This is a genomic window from Novosphingobium arvoryzae (assembly GCF_014652615.1).
GTDB classification, from domain to species: domain Bacteria; phylum Pseudomonadota; class Alphaproteobacteria; order Sphingomonadales; family Sphingomonadaceae; genus Novosphingobium; species Novosphingobium arvoryzae.
The window spans coordinates 67,693-88,826 of record NZ_BMZD01000002.1 but is presented as its reverse complement, the minus strand read 5'-3'; the positions used below and the strand labels follow the sequence as shown (position 1 = coordinate 88,826).

The 21,134-nt window shown below is 66.1% G+C and carries 21 protein-coding genes; 9 read left to right on the top strand and 12 right to left on the bottom strand.

Features of this window, described 5'->3' with window-relative positions; genetic code table 11:
* Positions 1-55: 55 nt before the first annotated feature.
* The 6 genes from ccmE to IE113_RS03625 all read left to right on the top strand — a co-directional run bounded on the left by ccmE (position 56) and on the right by IE113_RS03625 (position 6,115).
* Entirely contained in the window at positions 56-514 is a 459-nt protein-coding gene (gene ccmE, locus IE113_RS03650; RefSeq protein WP_189539081.1) for a cytochrome c maturation protein CcmE, read from the top strand.
* A complete protein-coding gene (locus IE113_RS03645) occupies positions 511-2,454 on the top strand; it encodes a heme lyase CcmF/NrfE family subunit (RefSeq protein ID WP_189539080.1) in 1,944 nt (647 codons plus the stop codon). The genes ccmE and IE113_RS03645 overlap by 4 nt, the downstream gene beginning before the upstream one ends.
* Positions 2,451-3,014 carry a DsbE family thiol:disulfide interchange protein gene (locus tag IE113_RS03640; RefSeq protein WP_189539079.1) on the top strand — a complete coding sequence of 188 codons (564 nt, stop codon included), beginning with the start codon at positions 2,451-2,453 and terminating at the stop codon, positions 3,012-3,014. The genes IE113_RS03645 and IE113_RS03640 overlap by 4 nt, the downstream gene beginning before the upstream one ends.
* A complete protein-coding gene (locus IE113_RS03635) occupies positions 3,011-3,421 on the top strand; it encodes a cytochrome c-type biogenesis protein (RefSeq protein ID WP_189539078.1) in 411 nt (136 codons plus the stop codon). Before IE113_RS03640 ends, IE113_RS03635 begins: the two co-directional genes overlap by 4 nt.
* On the top strand, positions 3,421-4,080 hold the full coding sequence (locus tag IE113_RS03630) for a tetratricopeptide repeat protein (protein WP_189539077.1): 660 nt from the start codon (positions 3,421-3,423) through the stop codon (positions 4,078-4,080). The genes IE113_RS03635 and IE113_RS03630 overlap by 1 nt, the downstream gene beginning before the upstream one ends.
* Positions 4,081-4,150: 70 nt before the next feature.
* Positions 4,151-6,115: a potassium transporter Kup gene (locus IE113_RS03625; protein ID WP_189539076.1), complete on the top strand. Its 1,965-nt coding sequence runs from the start codon at positions 4,151-4,153 to the stop codon at positions 6,113-6,115.
* Here IE113_RS03625 and IE113_RS03620 read toward each other — a convergent pair.
* The 8 genes from IE113_RS03620 to IE113_RS03585 form a co-directional block, all read right to left on the bottom strand.
* The gene (locus IE113_RS03620; RefSeq protein ID WP_189539075.1) at positions 6,112-7,257 is read right to left on the bottom strand and encodes a pyridoxal phosphate-dependent aminotransferase; all 1,146 of its coding nucleotides are present in this window, start codon (positions 7,255-7,257) and stop codon (positions 6,112-6,114) included. The two genes, IE113_RS03625 and IE113_RS03620, sit on opposite strands and share 4 nt — an antisense overlap.
* Before the next feature lie 86 nt (positions 7,258-7,343).
* The gene (locus IE113_RS03615) at positions 7,344-7,916 is read right to left on the bottom strand and encodes a urate hydroxylase PuuD (RefSeq protein ID WP_189539074.1); all 573 of its coding nucleotides are present in this window, start codon (positions 7,914-7,916) and stop codon (positions 7,344-7,346) included.
* A gap of 93 nt (positions 7,917-8,009) precedes the next feature.
* Positions 8,010-8,672, bottom strand: coding sequence for an inner membrane-spanning protein YciB (locus IE113_RS03610; RefSeq protein WP_189539073.1), 663 nt, complete (start codon positions 8,670-8,672; stop codon positions 8,010-8,012).
* Complete coding sequence (ftsY, locus tag IE113_RS03605) at positions 8,672-9,595, bottom strand: signal recognition particle-docking protein FtsY (RefSeq protein ID WP_189539072.1); 924 nt, start codon at positions 9,593-9,595, stop codon at positions 8,672-8,674. The genes IE113_RS03610 and ftsY overlap by 1 nt, the downstream gene beginning before the upstream one ends.
* On the bottom strand, positions 9,592-10,764 hold the full coding sequence (locus tag IE113_RS03600; protein ID WP_189539071.1) for a MiaB/RimO family radical SAM methylthiotransferase: 1,173 nt from the start codon (positions 10,762-10,764) through the stop codon (positions 9,592-9,594). The genes ftsY and IE113_RS03600 overlap by 4 nt, the downstream gene beginning before the upstream one ends.
* On the bottom strand, positions 10,761-11,579 hold the full coding sequence (gene dapF, locus IE113_RS03595) for a diaminopimelate epimerase (protein ID WP_189539070.1): 819 nt from the start codon (positions 11,577-11,579) through the stop codon (positions 10,761-10,763). Before dapF ends, IE113_RS03600 begins: the two co-directional genes overlap by 4 nt.
* Positions 11,580-11,623: 44 nt before the next feature.
* Positions 11,624-13,282: a putative bifunctional diguanylate cyclase/phosphodiesterase gene (locus IE113_RS03590; protein WP_189539069.1), complete on the bottom strand. Its 1,659-nt coding sequence runs from the start codon at positions 13,280-13,282 to the stop codon at positions 11,624-11,626.
* A 124-nt stretch (positions 13,283-13,406) separates the two neighbouring features.
* Positions 13,407-14,342 (bottom strand): isopenicillin N synthase family dioxygenase, encoded by a 936-nt coding sequence (locus IE113_RS03585; RefSeq protein ID WP_189539068.1) that lies wholly within the window; start codon positions 14,340-14,342, stop codon positions 13,407-13,409.
* Positions 14,343-14,405: 63 nt separating this feature from the next.
* Here IE113_RS03585 and IE113_RS03580 point away from each other — a divergent pair, with 63 nt between their 5' ends.
* Positions 14,406-14,825, top strand: coding sequence for an EVE domain-containing protein (locus IE113_RS03580; RefSeq protein ID WP_189539067.1), 420 nt, complete (start codon positions 14,406-14,408; stop codon positions 14,823-14,825).
* Here the strand turns inward: IE113_RS03580 and IE113_RS03575 are convergent.
* Positions 14,822-16,492, bottom strand: a complete 1,671-nt coding sequence (locus tag IE113_RS03575) for a thiamine pyrophosphate-binding protein (protein WP_189539066.1) — start codon at positions 16,490-16,492, stop codon at positions 14,822-14,824. The genes IE113_RS03580 and IE113_RS03575 overlap by 4 nt on opposite strands.
* Before the next feature lie 167 nt (positions 16,493-16,659).
* Between IE113_RS03575 and IE113_RS03570 the strand changes: the two genes are divergently transcribed.
* Positions 16,660-16,857 carry a hypothetical protein gene (locus tag IE113_RS03570; RefSeq protein ID WP_229822130.1) on the top strand — a complete coding sequence of 66 codons (198 nt, stop codon included), beginning with the start codon at positions 16,660-16,662 and terminating at the stop codon, positions 16,855-16,857.
* A gap of 8 nt (positions 16,858-16,865) precedes the next feature.
* Here the strand turns inward: IE113_RS03570 and IE113_RS03565 are convergent, their stop codons facing one another.
* A complete protein-coding gene (locus tag IE113_RS03565; protein WP_189539064.1) occupies positions 16,866-18,173 on the bottom strand; it encodes an MFS transporter in 1,308 nt (435 codons plus the stop codon).
* A gap of 114 nt (positions 18,174-18,287) precedes the next feature.
* Here IE113_RS03565 and pgsA point away from each other — a divergent pair, with 114 nt between their 5' ends.
* Positions 18,288-18,881, top strand: coding sequence for a CDP-diacylglycerol--glycerol-3-phosphate 3-phosphatidyltransferase (gene pgsA, locus IE113_RS03560; RefSeq protein ID WP_189539063.1), 594 nt, complete (start codon positions 18,288-18,290; stop codon positions 18,879-18,881).
* A 42-nt stretch (positions 18,882-18,923) separates the two neighbouring features.
* Here the strand turns inward: pgsA and IE113_RS03555 are convergent, their stop codons facing one another.
* Both IE113_RS03555 and rnd read right to left on the bottom strand, forming a co-directional pair.
* The gene (locus IE113_RS03555) at positions 18,924-19,820 is read right to left on the bottom strand and encodes a hydrogen peroxide-inducible genes activator (RefSeq protein WP_189539062.1); all 897 of its coding nucleotides are present in this window, start codon (positions 19,818-19,820) and stop codon (positions 18,924-18,926) included.
* The gene (rnd, locus tag IE113_RS03550) at positions 19,817-21,067 is read right to left on the bottom strand and encodes a ribonuclease D (RefSeq protein WP_189539061.1); all 1,251 of its coding nucleotides are present in this window, start codon (positions 21,065-21,067) and stop codon (positions 19,817-19,819) included. Before rnd ends, IE113_RS03555 begins: the two co-directional genes overlap by 4 nt.
* Positions 21,068-21,134: the final 67 nt, after the last annotated feature.

Genomic DNA, 21,134 nt, shown 5'->3' with positions numbered 1-21,134 from the left:
GGTCGTGGTGGGGAATGCGCCGCGCAGAAGCCCGCCGTGACCGGAGCCGAGAGCAATGAGTGAATTCGTCAAGCCCAAGCACCAGCGCCTGGTGCTGGTGCTGATCGCGGTCGTCGCCCTGATCGGGGCGGGATTGCTGGCCGCCTGGGCCTTGCGCAGCCAGGCATCCTATTTCTACCTGCCGGCCGATATCGCCGCTGACCCGCCCGCGCCCGACCGGGCCGTGCGGCTGGGCGGCATGGTCGAAGGCGGCTCGATCAAGACGGCGGCTGACGGCGTGACCATCCAGTTCGTCGTGGGCGATGGCAAGGCCCGTGTGCCGGTGTCGTTCAAGGGCATCGCGCCGGACCTGTTCCAGGAAGGATCCGGCGTGGTCGCCGAAGGCAAGCTTGGCGCCGATGGTACTTTCATTGCCGATAACCTGCTCGCCAAGCATGACGAGAAGTACGTGCCGCGTGAAATGAAGGACATGACGGAGGCACAGGCGCGCGCCGCCGTGGCGGAAACGCAGTGATCGCGGAATTCGGACTCGCCGCGCTGTGGCTGGCGGCGGCGCTGGCGGCGTTGCAGCTGCTGGCAGGGGTGCTGGGCCTGACCGCGCGCGGCGCCGAGCTGGGCCAGATCGTGCGCCCGCTCGCCGTGGTGCAGGGCGTGCTGACGCTGCTGTCGTTCCTGGCACTGATGGTGCTGTTCTGGCAGACGGATCTGTCGGTGAAGCTGGTGGCGATGAATTCGCATTCGGCCAAGCCGCTGCTTTACAAGCTCGCGGGGACCTGGGGGAACCACGAAGGCTCGATGCTGCTGTGGGTCATGGTCATGGGCCTGGCTGGCAGTTTCGTGGCGCTGGTGGAGCGCCGCCTGCCCGAACCGACGATGCTGGCGACCCTGGCGGGGCAGGCGTTCGTCAGCCTCGGCTTCTATGCCTTCCTGCTGTTTTCCTCCAACCCGTTCGAACGGCTCAACCCCGCCGCGCCGGAAGGGCAGGGGCTCAACCCGCTGTTGCAGGACCCCGGCCTCGCGTTCCATCCGCCCACGCTCTACATCGGCTATGTCGGGCTGTCGGTGGCGTTCAGCTTCGCGATCGGGGCGCTGGTCACGCGGGAAGTCGGCCCGGCCTTCGCCCGCGCGATGCGGCCGTGGGTGCTGGGCTCATGGATCTTCCTGACCCTGGGGATCGTGGCCGGATCATACTGGGCCTATTACGAGTTGGGCTGGGGCGGCTGGTGGTTCTGGGACCCGGTCGAAAACGCTTCGCTGATGCCCTGGCTGGCGGCAACGGCACTGCTGCATTCGGTCAGCGTGCTGGCCGCGCGCAATGCGCTGCGGGCCTGGACGGTGATGCTGGGGGTGGTCGCCTTCTCGATGTCGATGGTGGGGACGTTCCTCGTCCGCTCCGGCATCCTGACCAGCGTTCATGCCTTCGCGGTCGATCCCGAACGCGGCAGCTTCATCCTGGCGCTGCTGCTGATCAATATCGGTGGCGCGCTGGCGCTGTTCGGCCTGCGCGCCGGAACCGTGACCGAGGGGGAACGCTTTGCCCTGACCAGCCGTGAAGGCGCGCTGGTGTTCAACAACGTCCTGCTCTCCGCCACGCTGGGGATCGTGCTGCTCGGCACGCTCTATCCGCTGCTGGCCGAAGCGCTGGGTGCGCAGGTTTCGGTCGGCCCGCCGTATTTCAACCCGATGAGCGCGGTGTTCGTCGTGCCGATGCTGGTGGTGATGGGAATCGGCCCGTTGCTGCGCTGGCGGCGCGATTCGCTGGCGCGCGTGCGGTGGAGCGTGATCGTGCCGCTGGCGCTGATGCTGCTGACCGGGGCGGCGTTCGCGTTGAAGGGCGTTGCGGTGCTGCCGGTGCTGGGCATGGCGCTGGCCGCCGGGCTGGTGGTCGCTTCGCTGCTGCCGCTGCGCGGACGCAAGCTGCGGCAGGTGAAATTGCCGTTGTGGGGCATGGTCGTCGCCCACTTCGGCGTGGCGGTGGCCTTGTTCGGGATGGCCTGCGACAGTGCCTATACCACCGAAAAGCTGGTCGCCCTGCGTGAAGGCGAAACCGTGGCTGTCGGTCCTTGGCAGATCGATCTGGTCGCGATCGAGCCGGTGGCCGGACCGAACTGGACCGCGCTGCAAGCCACGCTGTCGGCCCGTTATGACGGCGGCTCGGCAGTCAAGCTGCAACCGCAGGCGCGCAGTTTCTGGACCCCGCCGCAGCAGACCAGCGAATCCGCACTGGAAACCCGCTGGAACGGCCAGCTCTATGCTGTGCTCGGCGAACGCGCCGAGGATGGCCGCTGGCAGTTGCGGCTGTGGTGGAAGCCGTTCGTGACGCTGATCTGGTATGGCGGCGTCCTGATCGCGCTGGGCGGGCTGCTGGCGCTGCTTGGCCGGGTGGCGAGCGATCTGCGGCGCTTCATCGCCCGCGACAAGATCGCCTATCGCAAGAGCAGGCAGGGCCGATGAGCGATCCGGTTACCTCTGCGCAGGTCAAGACCGCGCGCTGGGCGCTGTGGCTGCCGCTGGTGCTGTTCGGGGCCTTTGTGGTGCTGGTGCTGTTCGGGCTGCTGCGCCCGGCGGAGCGCGAAGTGCGCAGCAAGATGATCGGCAAGCCGCTGCCCGAATTTTCGCTGCAACCGGCCATTGCCGACCGGCCCGGCTTCGCCCGCGCCGACATGGCGACCGGCCAGCCGCGCCTGCTCAACATCTTTGCCAGCTGGTGCATCCCCTGCGCGGTCGAAGCGCCGCAGTTGCTGGCGCTCAAGCAGGCCGGCGTGCAGATCGATGGCGTCGCGATCCGCGACAAGCGCGAGGACGTGGAAGCGTTCCTGGCCCGCCACGGCAACCCGTTCGCCCGGATCGGGGCCGACAACGTCAGCGCGATCCAGTTCGCGATCGGTTCTTCCGGTGTGCCGGAAAGCTTCGTGATCGATGGCAAGGGCGTGATCCGCTATCAGCACATCGGCGAAATCCGGCCGGAGCATGTGCCGGTAATCCTTGAAAAGTTGCAGGAGGCGGGCCGATGATTCGTGTGCTGCTACTGGCGCTGGCCACGCTGCTGGCCCTGCCGGCAACCGCGCAGGACAAGCTGCCGCCCGCACCCTATGCCTATCGCCAGCTGGCCGATCCGGCGCAGGAGGCCAAGGCCCATGCGCTGATGCAGACCCTGCGCTGCCTGCAGTGCCAGGGCCAGTCGATTGCCGATTCCGACGCGCCGATTGCCGGGGACATGCGCCATCAGGTGCGGGCGCGGATCGAGGCGGGTGAGGAGCCAGAGGCCATTCGCCAGCAACTGATCGAAAGTTATGGTGATTATGTCAGCTATGCGCCTGTGGTGAACAAGCTGACCTGGCCGCTGTTCGCCATCCCGGTGCTGCTGCTGGTGGTGATCGCCCTGGTGCTGCGGCGGCGCCTGACGGCAAGGAGCGCGTGATGGGCTGGGTTCTGGTTGGTGCGCTCGCAGTGGCATCGTTTGCGGCGCTGGCGTGGCTGTTCAAGGCCCCGCGCAAGGGCTGGGAAGCGATTGGCGCCGCCTTGATGCTGGGTATTGCCGGCTATGCCCTGCAAGGCAGCCCGGCACAGCCTGGCGCGCCCAAGGAAGCCGCGGTGCAGACCCGCGAAGGCGCAGCGGCGCTGGTTGCCGCGCGGCAGGAACTGGCCCGCGATGGCGGGGCCAATTCCAGCAGCTGGGTGATGATCAGCGATGCGCTGGCCCGCAATGGGCAATACAGCGATGCCGCCGGGGTCGTGCTGGGGGCGGTCGAGAAGGACCCGAAGAATGCCGATGCCTGGCTGGCGCTGGGCAATTACCTGATGGGGCATACCGAAGGCGTTCTCTCCCCGGCCGCGCTCTATGCCTATCGCCGCGCGGCAGAGGCCGATCCGCTGCATCCGGGGCCGGGCTTTTTCATGGGGCTGGCGCTGGCGCAGAACGGGCGTCTGGCGGAAGGGCGCGCGATGTGGGCGGACCTGCTGGCGCGCGCGCCGAAGGACGCGCCGTGGCGGGCCGATCTGGAAGCACGCCTGAAGCGGCTCGACGCGTTCATCGCGGCTCAGGACGGCCAGCCAGCCACGGCAATGCCGCCGCGCTGATTCGTTTGCTGGCACGCGGCTTCGCTGCTAATCGCCGCGCCGTGGACCATTTTGAGGGGCTCCGGGTCTGATGAGTCAAGCGGTTAGCGACGGCGGGGGCGATCAGCCGAGTCAGGCGGGCGGGGCAGCCCACGGCGATCACGGCCATCGCAAGGCCGGGGTTGTCGCGCTGGCCATCGGCGCGGTGGGCGTGGTCTTTGGCGATATCGGGACCAGCCCGCTCTACGCCTTCCGCGAAACGTTCGCCTCGCACCACGGCGTGCCGGGCATCCAGGTCGATCCGGTCCACATCCACGGCGTGCTGAGCCTGGTGTTCTGGTCGATGATGATGGTCGTGACGTTCAAATACGCGCTCACCATCATGCGCGCTGACAACAAGGGCGAAGGGGGCAGTCTTGCCCTGCTGGCCCTGATCAACCGCAAGTCCGAAAACGCCCGCTGGACCGCTCCGTTCGTGCTGCTCGGCGTCTTTGCGACGGCGTTGTTCTATGGCGATTCGATGATCACGCCGGCCATGTCGGTGCTGTCCGCCACGGAAGGTCTGCAATACGTGCATCCCGGCTTCAAGCAGTGGATCGTGCCGATTGCGGTCGCCATTCTGGTCGCCCTGTTCTCGATCCAGGCGCGCGGCACGGACAAGGTCGGCCGGTTGTTCGGGCCGATCATGATCGTCTATTTCATCACTCTGGCCGTGCTGGGGACGATGCAGCTGGTCCGGATGCCGATGATCATCCTGGAAACGCTGAACCCGCTGAACGCGCTGAACTTTTTCGTGACTGACGGGTTCCGGGCGTTCGTGGCGCTGGGCAGCGTCGTGCTGGCGGTGACCGGGGCCGAGGCGCTCTATGCCGATATGGGGCATTTCGGGCGCAAGCCGATTGGCGTCAGCTGGATGACGTTCGTGCTGCCCGCGCTGATGCTCAACTACATGGGGCAGGGCGCGATGGTGCTCTCGCAGGCCAGTCCGGAAGCGGCGGCGGCGCTGATCAAGGATCCGTTCTTCCTGATGATCCCGGACGTGGTCCGCATTCCGGTGGTGATCCTGGCCCTGTTCGCCACGATCATCGCCAGCCAGGCGGTGATTTCCGGCGCCTTCTCGCTGACCCAGCAGGCGATCCAGCTGGGCTTCATGCCGCGGATGCAGATCAAGCATACCAGCGCGTCGGCGGCGGGGCAGATCTATATCCCCGCGGTTAACTGGGGCCTGATGATCATGGTCCTGTTCCTGGTGCTGTTCTTCGGGTCGTCGAGCAAGCTGGCGGCGGCCTATGGCATCGCGGTGACGGGGGCGATGTTCATCGACACCATCCTGCTGGCCGTGGTGCTGATCACGCTGTGGCGCTGGCCGCTGTGGCGCGCGGTGCCGCTGGTGCTTGCGTTCATCGTGGTCGACATGGCCTACCTTGGCGCGAACCTGATCAAGGTGCCGGACGGCGGCTGGGTGCCGCTGGTGATCGGTCTGGCGATCTTCACCCTGCTGACCACCTGGTCGCGCGGGCGGGCGCTGATGCGGGCGAACATGGCCGAAGGCTCGATCCCGATCGAAGTCTTCGCCAAGAGCGCGCATTCCAGCGCGGCGCGGGTGCCGGGAACGGCGGTGTTCATGGCCTCGACCAACAAGGGTGTGCCGTCGGCGCTGCTGCACAACATCAAGCACAACAAGGTACTGCACGAACGGGTCGTGATCCTGACTGTGGCGATCCAGGACGTGCCCTACGTCGATCCGAACGACCGGTGCAGCGGCAAGGATCTGGGCCAGGGGTTCTATCGCCTGACGTTGAAGTTCGGCTTCCTGGAAGAAACCGACATCCCCACCGCGCTCAAGAACGTGCAGATGTGCGGCGAACCGTTCGAGGTGATGAAGACCAGCTTCTTCCTCAGCCGCCAGACCCTGATCGCGGCGCGCAATCCGGGCATGGCGCTGTGGCGGGAAAAGCTGTTCGCGTGGATGCTGCGCAATGCGGCCAGCGCGATGGAATTCTTCCGCCTGCCCACCAACCGCGTGGTCGAACTGGGCAGCCAGGTCGAGATCTAGGCCGATGGTCGCCGGTTGCGGCTGGCGAACCACGGGCCGATGCGCTGGATGGCGTCCTCCACTTCCGGGGTGGAGACGGCAAAGCTGATCCGCATGAAATGGCGGCCTTCCACCGGGTCGAAATCGATCCCCGGTGCGGTGGCAACGCCCGTATCGCGCAGCAGTTGCTGGCAGAATTCCAGACTGTCGTCGGTAAACTCGGAAATGTCGGCGTAGATATAGAATGCGCCGTCGGGCGGAGCGATCCGGCCCAGGCCCATGCCCGGGAGCGCTGCCAGCAGCAGCTCGCGGTTGCGGGCGTAGGTCTGCAAGTGCCCTTCCAGTTCCTCGCGGCAATCCATCGCCACCAGCCCGGCGTGCTGGGCCAGGCTGGGCGGGGTCAGGAACAGGTTGCCCATCCGCGCCCGCGCCGCATCGATGCCCGATGGCGGGACGAGCAGCCAGCCGAGCCGCCAGCCAGCCATGCTGAAATACTTGGAAAAGCTGTTCACGATCAGCGCGTCGGGCAGCACTTCCAGCATCGAGGGCGTGCGCTGGCCATAGCTGATGCCGTGATAGATCTCGTCGGAGATGACCGTGATCCCGCGCTCAGCGCAGACGTCGGCGATAGCCTGCAATTCGTCACGCGGGATGATCGTGCCGGTGGGGTTGGCGGGGCTGGCGATGATGACGCCATCCGGGGCCGGTTCCAGCGCGGCCAGGGCCGCGGCGGTGAGCTGGAACCGTTCCGCTTCGCCACAGGGCAGTTCGACCGGCTCGATGTGCATGGCCTTCAGCGTGTTGCGATAGGCGACATAGCCGGGCCGGGCGATGGCAACCCGCGCACCGGGGGCAAAGCTCATGCTCAGCGCCAGCACCAGCGCCGGGGATGCGCCGCAGGTCAGCAGGATGCGGGACGGGTCCACTTCGACCCCGTACGTTTCGGCGTAGTGCTGGCAAATCCGGGCCTTCAGCGCCGGGCTTTCCCAGTATCCCATCGGGTCATTGTCCAGCACGCGGTGCGCGGCGGCAATGGCGGCGGCGGGGGCGCCGGTTGACGGCTGGCCGAACTCCATGTGGATGATCGAGCGCCCTTCGGCCTTGAGGCGGTGGGCGAGGCCGGAAACGGCGATGGCGTAGAACGGATCGATCTGTGCGGTCATGCGCGGTGGGTTAGCACGGCGCGCCCAAAAGAAAAGCGCGGCGCTCCGGTTGGGACGCCGCGCTTGTCTGGTTCGCGAAGTGCGGCTTAGCCGAGGTTCGCGCTGACCATCGCGTAGAGCATCGGCAGCGACAGCAGCGTGTTGGTGCGGCTGGCATAGAGCGCGCGCGGTGCAGCGGCAGCCTTTTCCTCAGCCGTGGCTTCGACGATGCCGAGGATCTTCTTCTGGGCGGGCCAGATGATGAACCACACGTTGAAAGCCATGATCAGCGCCAGCCACATGCCAAGACCGATCAGCTGGACCTGGGCTTCACCCTGGAATGCCAGCGCCTGGTGAACGTAGCCCGCAACATAGGCGACGACGAGGCCGGTGATGACCGTCAGCAGCGCGGCGTAGCGGAAGAAGAAGAACACCTTCGGCGCGATGTGCCCGGTGATCGCACCCTTCTGTTCGGCCGGAATGGCCGGCATGGTCGGCACTTGCACGAAGTTCAGGTAATAGAGCAGCCCGATCCACAGGATGCCGAAGAACACGTGCAGCCAGCGAAACACCGAGTTGGTATCTACCGTAACGGCTTCGCCGAAATGCATCATCACTGCGATAGCGAACACGAGCCCGGCGACGAGCACCAGATGCAGGTTTCCGAAAAATTTGGCCATTGCTTCCCCCTTTATTGAAGCGTCTTTATCGTAATGGTCCCCAGCCCGAACGGGCCGACAACCGGGTTATTGCCCTTTTGCGAGCGATTGTCACTACTCGTGCGGCGGATCGCTCAGCACTTCGTCCTCGGCCTCCTGCGCCAGTCCATGCTTCATCAGCATCGGCAGCTGCGCAAACGTGAACAGGAACGACAGCGGCAGGAACAGCCAAAGCTTGGCCGCGATCCAGTCGCCGAACTCCAGCGTGTGACGCAGCACTTCGTTGAGCCCGGCCAGCGCCAGGAAGAACCAGCCCCAGCGAACCGAGAGCTTCATCCAGCCGTCGTTGTTCAGCCCTTCGAAGGCGGCTTCCAGCAGGATCTTCAGCAGCGCCTTGCCGCGCCATGCCCCGATCAGCAACGCCGCGCCGAACAGCAGATAGATCGCGGTCGGCTTGATTTGGATGAACACCTTGTCTTGCAACAGGATGGTCAGCGCGCCGAACACCACGATCAGCCCCGTGGAAAGCCACAGCATCGGCGAGATCCGGCCCAGCTTCCACTTCGACACTAGCAGCGCGATCACGGCGGCGACCATGAAGCTGGCCGTGCCCTTGATCACCGCGAGCACTTCGGCCACCGAATTGTTGTGATCAGCGGGGGAGCTCATGCGGTAGACCGCAAAGAACACCAGCACCGGGCCATAATCGACCGCCAGGTTGAGCCAGCCCGACTTGGGCTTGCTGGCGGCAGTCGGCGTGGTTTCCGCATCGCTCATCAGGCCACTCCCGCAATCACGCGCGCGACCAGATCGGGATCGAACGGGCGCAAGTCGTCAATCTTTTCGCCGACGCCGATGGCGTGGATCGGCAGGCCATATTGCTCCGCCGCCGCGACCAGCACGCCGCCGCGCGCGGTGCCGTCCAGCTTGGTCATGATCAGGCCGGTGACGCCCGCGACTTCCTTGAAAATCTCGATCTGCTGCAGCGCGTTCTGGCCGTTGGTGGCATCCAGCACCAGCACCACGTCGTGCGGCGCCTCGACATTCAGGCGGCCCAGCACGCGGCGGATCTTCGCCAACTCGTCCATCAGCTCGCGCTTGTTCTGGAGCCGTCCGGCGGTGTCGACGATCAGCACGTCGCTGCCCTTGTCGGTCGCGGCCTTGACCCCGTCGAACACCACGCTGGCAGGATCGCCGCCTTCCGGTCCCTTGATGATCGGCACGCCCAGCCGGTCCGCCCAGACGCCCAGCTGGCCGATGGCGGCGGCACGGAACGTGTCACCCGCGACCAGCATCACCGAATAGTCCTGTTCCTGAAACAGGTGCGCCAGCTTGGCGATGGTGGTGGTCTTGCCCGATCCGTTCACGCCGATCACCAGCACCACTTGCGGGCGGGGAAAGGCGACCACTTCCAGCGGCTTGGCGACGGGGCGCAGGATCGCGGCGATTTCCTCTGCTACGGCTTCCTTGACGGCGGCTTCATCTACCCCGCGCTCGAAGCGCTCGCCCGCCAGTCGCTCGCGAATGCGGGCCGCGGCGCGCGGGCCAAGGTCGGACAGGATCAGCGCGTCCTCGATGTCGTCCAGCTGCGCATCGTCCAGCTTCGCCTTGGTGACGATGCCGGCCAGGTTTTCGGACAGGCGTTCGGAGGTCTTGCGCAGGCCGCCAAAGACGCGGTCGCTCCAGCTTTCGGCGCTCATGCCAGCAGGCCTTCGGAAATGCGGTGGGGAATTACGGTCACGATGGTTCCGGCTGTGATATCGGGCGCGAGGCGCACCCTTGCGAAGTTTTGCGCATGGCCCGTCCCGTCGCGCTCCGCAAGCACCTGTTGCGGCACATCGATCAGGCTGGAGAGCCAGCGCGCCCGTTCGTCGGCCACGGCAGCGCGCAGAGCGGCGGCGCGGGCGCGGATCGTGGCGGCGTCCAGCTGCGGCATCCGCGCGGCGGGCGTGCCGGGGCGGGGGGAGTAGGGGAACACGTGGCCGTGGACCACGCCCAGCGCGGCGATGATCGACAGGTTGTCGCCGTGCGCGGCCTCATCCTCGGTCGGAAAGCCCGCGATCAGGTCTGCGCCGATCGCAACGTCCGGGCGGCGGGCCTTGAGCCGGGCGACCAGATCCACCGCATCGGCGCGGCTGTGACGGCGCTTCATCCGCTTGAGGATCAGGTCGTTGCCATGCTGGAGCGACAAGTGGACGTGCGGCATCACGCGCGGCTCGCCCGCCAGCAATTCGAACAGTTGCGCGTCGATCTCCACCCCGTCGAGCGAGGACAGGCGCAGCCGGGGCAGGGCCGGAAAGGCATCGAGCAGCGCCGCGACCAGCACGCCCAGGCCCGGCGCGCCGGGCAGGTCATGGCCCCAGCTGGTCAGGTCCACGCCGGTCAGCACCAGTTCCTGCACGCCGCCCGCCAGATGCCGTTCCGCATCGTGCAGCACTTCGGCCACCGGGACCGAGCGGCTGGGGCCGCGCCCCTGCGGGATCACGCAGAACGTGCAGGCATGGTCGCAGCCGTTCTGCACCGCGATGAACGCGCGGGTGTGCTGGCTGGAAACGGGAGCCGGAGCAGGCGGCACGTTCCAGCTGCGCGGATCGAGTTTGGCGGTATTGGCAATCAACCCGTCAACTTCGGGCATCGCACCCAGCGCTGCGCGCTCCACATCCGCTGCGCAGCCGGTCACGAGCAGGCGCGCGGCAGGATGGGCCTTACGGGCGCGGCGGATTGCCTGGCGCGTCTGGCGCACAGCTTCCGAAGTGACGGCGCAGGAATTGACGACGACCAGATCGCGTTCCGCCCCCAGCAGCCGGCGCAAGTCCTCGCTTTCGGAGAGGTTCAGCCGGCAACCCAGCGAAATGACTTCCACCGTCACCCGTCAGTCCCATAGGTGGCCGGATCGAAGGTGCCGCGAAAGCTTTCCACGGCCGGGCCGGTCATGCGGATGCGGCCTTCGTCGGTCCAGTCGATCCGCAGGTCCCCGCCGGGCAGCGATACGGTGACGCTGCGCTCTACCAGACCGCGCCGCATTGCGCCAATCGCGGTGGCGCAAGCCCCGGTGCCGCAAGCGCGGGTCAGCCCGACGCCGCGTTCCCACACCCGCAGGCGGATGTGCGTGCGGCTGACAACCGTGGCAGCGTTGACGTTGACGCGCTGGGGGAACAGCGGGTCATGCTCGATCTCCGGCCCCAGCCGGTCCAGTTCCAGGGCATCGGTATCGGGCACGAAAAAGATCACGTGCGGATTGCCGACGTTGACGGCGGTTGGCTGGTCCAGCTCTTCCCACGCGACGGGCATCGTGTGCGTGTCCATCGGGTAGGCCAGCGGGATCTGGTCCCATTCGAACCGGGGCACGCCCATGTCGACCGCGATGCCGCCATCTGCCGGGGAAACCTGCAATTCGCCGCCCAGCGTCTCGATCCGGGCGGCCGCGCCGTGCAGCACGCCAACCGCGCGGGTAGCGTTCCCGCAGGCTTCCACTTCGCCGCCGTCGGCATTGAAAATCCGCATGCGGAAATCGGCGCTGGTGGAGGGTTCCAGCAGGACCAGCTGATCGCAGCCGATCCCGGTGTGCCGGTCCGCCAGCGCGGCGGCCAGTGCGGCAGTCATCGGCGGCACGTCCTGAACGCGCGCATCCAGCACGATGAAATCGTTGCCCAGGCCATGCATCTTGACGAACGGAACGCGCATGGCCGCGCTTTAGGGCCTGCGCGGGGGCAGGTCCAGCCTGTGCGTCAGGCCTGGCGGCGGGCGATCGGCGGGGTCGGCGCGGTTGCGGCCACGGCCTCGGCGCGTTCCAGCAGCAGGTCCAGTTGGGCCAGCTCCTCCGCCGTGGTGCGCGCGGTTTCGGGCATCCCGTAGAGGTAACCCTGTGCCTTCAGCCCGCTGAACTTACGCAGCTCGTGCAAGACTTCCTCGCTTTCGACGCCTTCTGCCGTGATCGGCAGGCCGAGACCTTCGCCCAGCGCGACGATCGATTGGACGATGGTGGCGGAATCCTTGCTGTCGGGCAGCGTGGTGATGAAGCTGCGGTCGATCTTGATCCGGTCAAAGGGCAGGGTGCGCAGCTGCGAGAGCGAGCTGTAGCCGGTGCCGAAATCGTCGAGGCTGACCCGGATGCCCTGATTCTTCAGGCTGGTGATCATCGAGCGGACCAGCCCGATATTCTCGTGCAGGCTGTTCTCGGTAATCTCGATTTCCAGCCGGTTGGGCGGGAAGTTGGCTTCGACCAGCAGCTTCAGTAGCTTTTGCGCGAACCACGGATCGCGCAGCTGGACCGGCGAGATGTTGACCGACAGCGTGAGTTTCGGGTTCCAGTGCCGCGCGTCGAGCAAGGCCTGGCGGATCACGCTTTCCGACAGGTCGGCGATCACGCCGATTTCCTCGGCCACCGGGATGAAAAGGTCCGGGCTGACCAGCCCCAGCGAGGGCGAATTCCATCGCGCCAGCATTTCGAAGCCGACGATCTCACCCGTCGCGAGGTCGATCTGCTTTTCGTAATAGGGCACGAATTCGCCTGCCGGAATGCCCCGGCGAATGCCCGATTCCAGTTCGCTGCGGAACCGCAGTTCGCTCTCCATCGAATGCTCGAACCAGTAATAGCGGTTCCGCCCGCGCTTTTTGGCGTGGTACATGGCGATATCGGCCATGTGCATCAGGGTCTGGGCATCGACCGGGGCGTCATCGTCGTCGCTGCGGCTGAGCCCGACCGAGACGGTGCTTTCGATTTCCAGCGAGTTGACGAACACGGCCTGCGCGACGGCGTCGATCAGGCGGGTGGCAAGCCGGTCCACCACGGCGGGATCGGCCGGATCGAACGGGGCGACCACTGCGAACTCGTCGCCGCCGATCCGGGCCAGCAGGCCATCGGCGGGCACTTGCGCGGCAATCCGTTCCGCCGCCGCGCGCAGCAGGACATCGCCGGTGGCGTGGCCGTTCAGGTCGTTGACCATCTTGAAGTTGTCGAGATCGAGCATCACGAACGCAATCGCCTGCCCGCGCTGGCGGGCCTGGGCGATCAGGCGGTCGGTGGCCGGCGCCACGCTGCGCCGGTTGAGGCACCCGGTCAGCGGATCGGTTTCCGCCAGGATGCGCGCCTGCTCCTCAGCCTTGCGGCGTTCACTGACTTCACTGGTCAGCTGGTTGTAGCGCCGCCAGCCGAAGATGATCAGCGCGATGTTGAGCAGCAGGGCGGTGACCAGCGTCTGGTTTGGCCCGTGTCCGTGTCCGTTGAACGAGCGGATGACATCGGGCAGCACGTCGCTGCCAGTGCCGACGAACATCAGGATGGCGGCCAGGGCAATCCCCAGCGTGACGATATCCCGCTCCGCCGCGCCAAGGCGCACCTTGCGCTGGCGGCTGGTTTCGCCGGAACTGGGCCCCTTCGCGTGCATTGCTGGCGTTACCCCCCAAGCCAGTGGTCCGGGGTAGACTCGCAAAGCGTGCTGAAGATTGCGTTAATGCCCGGAATCCAGCCTGTCCGGCCCGGGTGGAGGGCAGGACAGGCCGCTCAATTCCTTACTTCTTCAGGCCGATTTCACGCAGGCGCTGCTGCAGGAAGTCGTCGGCCAGGATCGACTGGGGATAGCGATCCGGATTTTCCGCAGTCACGCACTGGGGCAGCGTGGCGATGGGAAAATCGCTGCGCAGGTGCAGGAAGAACGGCATCGAATAGCGGCTGAACCGCGCGCGTTCCGGGTTGGGATTGCGCACGCGGTGGATCGTGCTGGGCAGGACGTGGTTGGTCAGCCGTTCCAGCATGTCGCCAACATTGATCACCATCGCGCCTTCGGGCGGCGAGGCGCTGATCCATTCACCATCCTTGCCCAGCAGTTCCAGGCCGGCTTCCTCGGCCCCCAGCAGCAGGGTGATCAGGTTGATGTCGCCATGCGCCCCGGCGCGGATTGCCTCGCCATCGGTGATGTCGAGCGGCGGATAGTGCAGCAGCCGCATGACCGAGTTGCCATCCTCGATCCCGGCATCGAACCAGTGTTCATCCAGCCCCAGATAGGTGGCGATGCGCGACAGGATCGTGGCGCCGGTGCGGTCGAACTGGGCGTAGAGTTCCTGAAACACCTCCTGGAAGCCCGCGGGGCGGGCCGGCCAGACGTTCGGCGGCATGGAATCGGCCAGCGGACTGCCGGCGGGCAGATCGCGGCCGATGTGCCAGAATTCCTTCAGGTCATGCGCCTTGGCGCCCTTGGCGATTTCGGTGCCGAACGGGGTGTAGCCGCGCGCACCGGCGATCGCGGGGTCGTGATATGAACGCTTTTCGGCTTCAGGCAGGGCAAAGAACTCTTCCGACAGTTTCCACGCCCGGTCGATCAGGGCGCGGTCGATGTTGAAATCCTTGACCATGGCAAAGCCGAAAGTCTTGAAGCTGTCCCCGATCGCTTGCGAGAACGCCGTCGCATCGTCGGCCAGCGACAGGACGGGCAAAGTGGTAAGTGGCATAAGTGGACGTTTCCGAAAATCTGTGGCTATGGCCCGCCCATAGTCGTTTTCGCGAGTGCTGGCATGACCAAAATCAATTCCTACTGGCTGATGAAATCAGAGCCCGACGTCTACAGCTGGGACGACCTGGTGGCCGAGGGCGAGGGCACCTGGGACGGGGTGCGCAACTATACCGCGCGCAACAACATGCGCGCGATGCAGCCGGGCGATCAGGTGTTCTTCTATCATTCCAACATCGGGGTGGAGATCGTCGGGATCGCGGAAATCACCGAATCGAACATACCCGACCCGACCGACGACACCGGCCGCTGGTCCGCCGTGAAGCTGAAGCCGGTGCGCAAGCTGAAGCGCACGGTGACGCTCAAGGAAATCAAGGCCGATCCCGCGCTGGCCGACATGGACCTGCTGACCAAGTTCCGGCTCTCCGTCAGCGGCGTAAAGCCGTCGGAATGGGACTACATCCTGAAGCTGGCTGAGGGCTAACTTCGCGCTTTCGCCCGCAGCCCTGACACCGTCGCACCGCCAGCGCTGAGCTGTTCGACGTCGATCACCAGGTGTAGCAGCCGCAGCCCCTTGCGGGCCTGGGCTTCGGCGAGGGCGGCGGTGAACTGGGCGGTGGTTTCGACCCGCTCGGCCCAGCCGCCATAGGCGCGGGCGAGGGCGGCAAAGTCCGGGTTGGCCAGCGTGGTGGCAGACACGCGCTCCGGAAACTCGCGCTCCTGGTGCATCCGGATCGTGCCATAGGCACCGTTATCCACCAGCACGACCAGCAGGTCGCAGCCATATTGCACGGCGGTGGCCAGTTCCTGTCCGTTCATCAGGAAATCGCCGTCCCCGGCCAGCGCGACCACCGTGCGGTCCGGGAACCGGCGCGCGGCGGCGACAGCGGCGGGGACGCCATAGCCCATTGCGCCCGAAGTTGGCGCCAACTGGCAGGGAAAGCCGTTGTAGTGCCAGTACCGGTGCCACCAGCCGGAAAAGTTGCCCGCACCGTTGCAGATAAAGCTGTCATCCGGCAGCGCCGCGCGCATCGCGGTGACGCAGGCGGCCATGTCGAGCGGGAAATCCGCGGGTTTGGCCGTGGTCCATTCCAGCCATTCGGCGTGGGCCTGCTCGCCCGCATCGAACGGGATCACATCGTCGCACCACAGCGCGGCGGCCTCGGCAAATTCGGCCATGTCGGCGCAGATCGCCAGGTCCGGGCGATAGACGCGGCCCAGTTCCTCCGGATCAGGGTGGATGTGAATCAGGGTCTGGCCGGGATGGTCGGGCGTGATCAGGGTGTAGCCATCGGTCGTCGCCTCGCCCAGTCGCGCACCGACCACCAGCACCACGTCGGCCAGCTTGATCCGCTCGACCAGTTTTGGGTTGGGGCCATAACCCAGATTCCCCGCCCAGACCTTGCTGGAATTGGCAATCGCATCCTGCCGCCGGAACGCGCCCGCCACGGGCAGGCCGATCTTTTCGGCAAACCGGGTGAAATGCGCGCGGGCCTTGGCATTCCAGCCCGCGCCGCCGATGATCGCGACGGGAGCGGCGGCATCGCCGATCAGGTCGATCGCGGCGGCGAGGGCATCCGGGCAGACGGCCTGTGCGGGCCGGGTCACGGCGGGGCGCGGGGTCTGGCCGCTCACGGCTTCGAGCAGCATGTCCTCGGGCAGGGCCAGCACGACCGGGCCGGGGCGGCCGGAAATCGCGGTGGACCAGGCCCGCGCGATATATTCGGGGATGCGGGCCGGGTCGTCGATCCGGGCGGCCCATTTGCACAGCGGCGCGAACATCGCCTGGAAATCGACTTCCTGAAAGCCCTCGCGGTCGCGCATCCCGCGATCGACATCGCCGATGAACAGGATCATCGGCTGCGAATCCTGCATCGCCACGTGGACGCCGATGCTGGCGTTCGTCGCGCCGGGGCCGCGCGTGACGAAGCAGACGCCGGGCTTGCCGGTCATCGTCCCGTCGGCGCAGGCCATGAATGCCGCCCCGCCTTCCTGGCGGCAGACAACGGTGTCGATTTCGGGCGAATCGTGCAGGGCGTCGAGTACGGCAAGAAAGCTCTCGCCCGGGACAGTGAAGATGCGGTCGCAGCCCTGCGCGATCAGGCAATCCACCAGCAGGCGGCCGCCGGTCATGGTCTGGGGTTCGGTCATGCCGCGATGCTAGCCGCGCCGCTGGCGCTCGGCAACGCGCGGCGCGTGCGGGGGCGGGTTTAACCAACAGGAATGGTTACTGTCCCAGTTCGGGAAGGGCCCCGTTAACCGCGATTTTGCGGGTGGAACGGTGGTAAATATCTTCTTAAGCCATCCCCATGAAAAACATGAAACGACGGTCGCTGGTCCTTACTGATGAAACTGCCCGCCATCCTTTCCTGGCGAGCCTGCCCCCGCACGTGCGGCGCGGCACGGAGCCGCTGCAGCTGCTGCGCCGCCCGCGTTGGCTGTCGCTGGATTCGGTCCGCGAATTCCTGATTGCCTATTGCGCCTGCTTCGTGGCGGTCAGCGCGTTCATCGCCTGATCCGCACCTCAGGCGGCGGCCGCGCGCTCCGCCTTGACCAGCAGGTGGCCCAGCCAGGCCGATACCAGGCACATCGCCGCGCTGAGCAGCAGCTGCGTGATGATCGCCACGCCCGCTGCCGACAGGCCGAACGCCAGCAGCGACCCACCGACCATGGCCCCCGAATTGACGATGTTGTTCGCCGCGACGGTCCGCGCGGTCTGCGATTTGTCCACGAAGGTGGTCAGGAACGCATAGAGCGGCACGACGAACATCCCCCCCGAAATCGCGATGCCCAGCAGCATCAGCAGCAGTGGCGCGGCCAGCGGTTCGGCCATGAAGCGGGCCGCGTTCATCAGTTCGCCGTCCGGGTGCGGCGTCCAGTGGCGGCAGACCATGAAGAAGCCGACCACGAACAGACCCATGACGATCACAGATCCGGGCGAGTAGCGCGCGGAAACCGTGCCTTTCAGCAGCGCGTTGACCGATACCGAACCGATCGCCACCCCGACCGAGAAAATGACCAGGAACAGGCTGGCCACTTCCTTGCTGGCGGTCAGCACGTTCTTGGCCAGCGGGCCGAACTGGATGAACAGCACCGAACCGATGGTCCAGAAAAAGCTGATTGCCATGATTGCCAGGAATACCCGGCGGTCGTGCACCGTGTTGCGAACCAGCGCGATGGAAGAGCGCCAGACGTTGTAATCCAGCGGCTCCGGCACGGCCAGCGGCGGAGCGTCGGGCACATGGCGGCTGACGAGGTAACCGACGATCGCCGTGACGAACACGGCCAGCGCTGCCCATTCCACTTCCAGCCAGCCGGCCAGGATCGTGCCGGTCAGGATGGCTATGTAGGTGCCGGCTTCGACCAGGCCGGTGCCGGCCAGCACTTCCTGCGGATGCAGGTGCTGGGGCAGGATCGCATACTTGATCGGGCCGAAGAAGGTGGAGTGCACGCCCATCGCGAACAGCGCCAGCATCAGCAGCGGCATCGCCAGCAGGTCCACGCCCACGCCCATCCAGGCCAGCAGCAATCCGCCGCCGCCGACGGCCATGATCGCGATTTCGCAGGCCTTCACGATCCGGATGATCCGCGCCTTGTCCCGGCCGTCGGCCAGTTGCCCGGCCAGTGCCGACAACAGGAAGAACGGCAGGATGAACACCGCCGAGGCCAGCGCGCTGAACGCCGCGCCCTGCTCCTCGGTCTCATAGATGCTGTAGATCGCGAACAGCACCATCGCGTTCTTGAACAGGTTGTCGTTGAAGGCATTCAAAAGCTGGGTGATGAACAGCGGCAGAAACCGGCGGCTGCGGATCAGGTGGGTCTGGGAGGTCATGCGTTCGCTTTTGTGGCCGTCGATGTCGGCGCGGACCCTAGCCGTGAATTATGACGCAGCAACCCCCAATCAGACCCTTTTGCCACGGCACAAGGGCGGTTATGCGTGGGCGCCATGCTGACGTTGCCCAACCTGCTTACGCTTTCGCGCATCGTCGCGGTCCCCCTGCTTGTCGCGCTGCTGTGGTGGCCGCGCTGGGAAGGGGGGTATATCTGGGCCTTCGCGCTCTATTGCCTGATGGGCATTACCGACTACTTCGATGGCTATCTGGCCCGTTCGCAGGGCGCGGTATCGAAACTGGGCCAGTTTCTGGATCCGATTGCCGACAAGATCATGATCGCGGCGGTGATCCTGGCACTGGCAGCCAAGGGCATTCTGACCGGGCCCTACGTGGGCGACCTGCATGTCGTGGCGGGGCTGGTGATCCTGATTCGCGAAATCGCGGTGTCGGGCCTGCGCGAATTCCTGGGCGGGTTGCGAGTGTCGGTGCCGGTGTCGCGGCTGGCGAAGTGGAAGACCACGTTCCAGATGGTCGCACTGGGCGCCCTGATCCTGGGCCGCGCCCTGCCGCGCTGGAACGTCGAAGTGCTGGGCGAGGTGATCAACATCCCCCACACGGTCGGCCTGACCACGCTGTGGGCGGCAGCGATCCTGACCGTGATTACCGGCTGGGATTACCTGCGGGTCGGCCTGAAGCACATGGATTGAGGCGCAGATCGAGGCGCTGATTGAGGCGCAAGGGGGGGCGCATCAGCCCGCCCGCAGTTCCTCGGCCAGCAGGCGGAATTCCTCGGCCCGCGGGCTGTTCTTGCGCCAGACGAGGGCAATCTCGCGGTTGGCAGTATCGGATTTCAGCGGGCGGGCGACCACGTTGGTGCCGTTGAGAATGCCCGCATCCAGTGCCATTTCCGGCAGCATCGTCAGTCCCAGGCCGTTGTCGACCATCTGCACCAGCGTGTGCAGGCTGGTGCCGATCATGGTGGCCGAGGCGCGCAGCTCCGGGCGGTTGCACGCGGCCAGCGCGTGCTCCTTCAGGCAGTGGCCGTCTTCCAGCAGTAGCAGGCGGTTCTCGTCGATCAGTTCGGGCGAGACTTCCAGCGGGGGATCGCGCGGATCGTCCTTGGGGAACGCCACGAACAGCGCGTCCAGCTCGATCGTCTCCTTTTCCACCTCGCCGGTGGCATAGGGCAGGGCGAGCAGCACGCAGTCCGAGCGGCCGTGATGCAGCGATTCGATTGCCGCGCCGCTCGGCTCCTCGCGCAGGAACAGCTTCAGCGCCGGGCGCTCGCGGCGCAGGCGTGGCAGCATCCGGGGCAGCAGGAACGGGGCGATGGTGGGAATGACGCTCATCCGCACTTCGCCCGAGAGCGGTTGCCCGGCGGACTGGACCATGTCCGACAGCTCCTCCGCCTCGCGCAGCAGGCGGTGCGCCTTGGCGACGACGGCGTTGCCGAGCGGGGTAAAGCGCACCGCGCGCTTGGTCCGTTCCACCAGCACCACGCCCAGCAGCGTTTCCAGGTCGCGCAGCCCCGCCGAGAGCGTGGATTGCGAAACGAAGCAGGCATCCGCCGCGCGCCCGAAATGCCCATGTTCGTGCAGCGTGACGAGGTATTGCAGCTGCTTGAGCGTGGGCAGATAGGTGCTCATTCGGTTACCTCGGCTGGTTCCGCTACGGGTTCGTCCGCGATCACCGCTTCAGCGACGGCGCTTGCGGCGGCCGGAGCGGGGGCGTCGTCGATGTGGGTCATCTTCAGCTTGCCGTTTACCACGGCGAAGGCCAGCTTTCCCTCCACGAGGTCCAGCGCATCCTTGCCGAACTGGTCGAACCGCCAGCCTTCCAGCAAGGGCAGCTGGCGCACCCCGGCGGCCAGCAGTTCCAGATCCTCGCTGCGGGCCAGCAGCCGCGCGGCGACATCGATCTCGCGGCTGCGGATTTTCAGCAGCAGCTTGAGCAGGTCGGCGACCAGCGCGCCTTCCTTGCCCAGCGGCGCGCCGCGCGGGGTGCGCGGGGGCAGCTCGGCATCGGTCAGGGGCTTTGCGCCGTCCAGCGTCGCCATCAGGCGCTTGCCGATTTCGTTGTCCTTCCAGGCGGCAGACAGGCCGCGCACCTTGGCCAGATCGGCCTGCTGCCTGGGCGGATGACAGGCAAGGTCGGCCAGCGTCTCGTCGCGGGCGATCCGGCCGCGCGGGATGTTCTTGTCCTGCGCTTCGTATTCGCGCCATGCGGCCATCGCCTTCAGGCGGCCAAGCATCGCGGGATTGCGCCCGGCCGCCTTGATCCGCTGCCAGGCGGTGGTGGGATCGTTGCGATAGTTCGCCGGATCGGCCAGCTTTTCCATCTCGATGTCCAGCCATTCGCCGCGTCCGGTCTTGATCAGGCGGGCCAGCAGCTTGGGGAAGATCTTCGACAGGTGGGTGACGTCGCCGATGGCATATTCGATCTGCCGCTCGGTCAGCGGGCGGCGCGACCAGTCGGTGAAGCGAGCGCCCTTGTCGATGGTCAGGCCCAGCCAGGCTTCGACCAGGTTGGAATAGCCGATCTGTTCCGACTGGCTGACCGCCATCATCGCGATCTGCGTGTCGAAGATCGGGTGCGGGGTTTTGCCGGTCAGGTTGTAGATGATTTCCACGTCCTGCCCGCCGGCATGGAACACTTTCAGCACGTCCTCGTTATCGACCAGCAGGTCGAGCAGCGGCGAGAGGTCGATGCCCTTGGCCAGCGGATCGATCGCAGCGGCTTCCTGATTGTCGGCAATCTGGATCAGGCAGAGTTCCGGCCAATACGTGTTCTCGCGCATGAACTCGGTATCGACGCACACGAACTGCGCCATGGACAGGCGTTCGCACAGCTCGGCCAGCGCATCGGTCGTCGTAATCAGTGGATGTATCTTCATGTGACTTTTCTGTAAGTGGGCCCGTGCGAGCCCGCGGCTTGACAAAAACGCGGCTATCGCCTGTTAG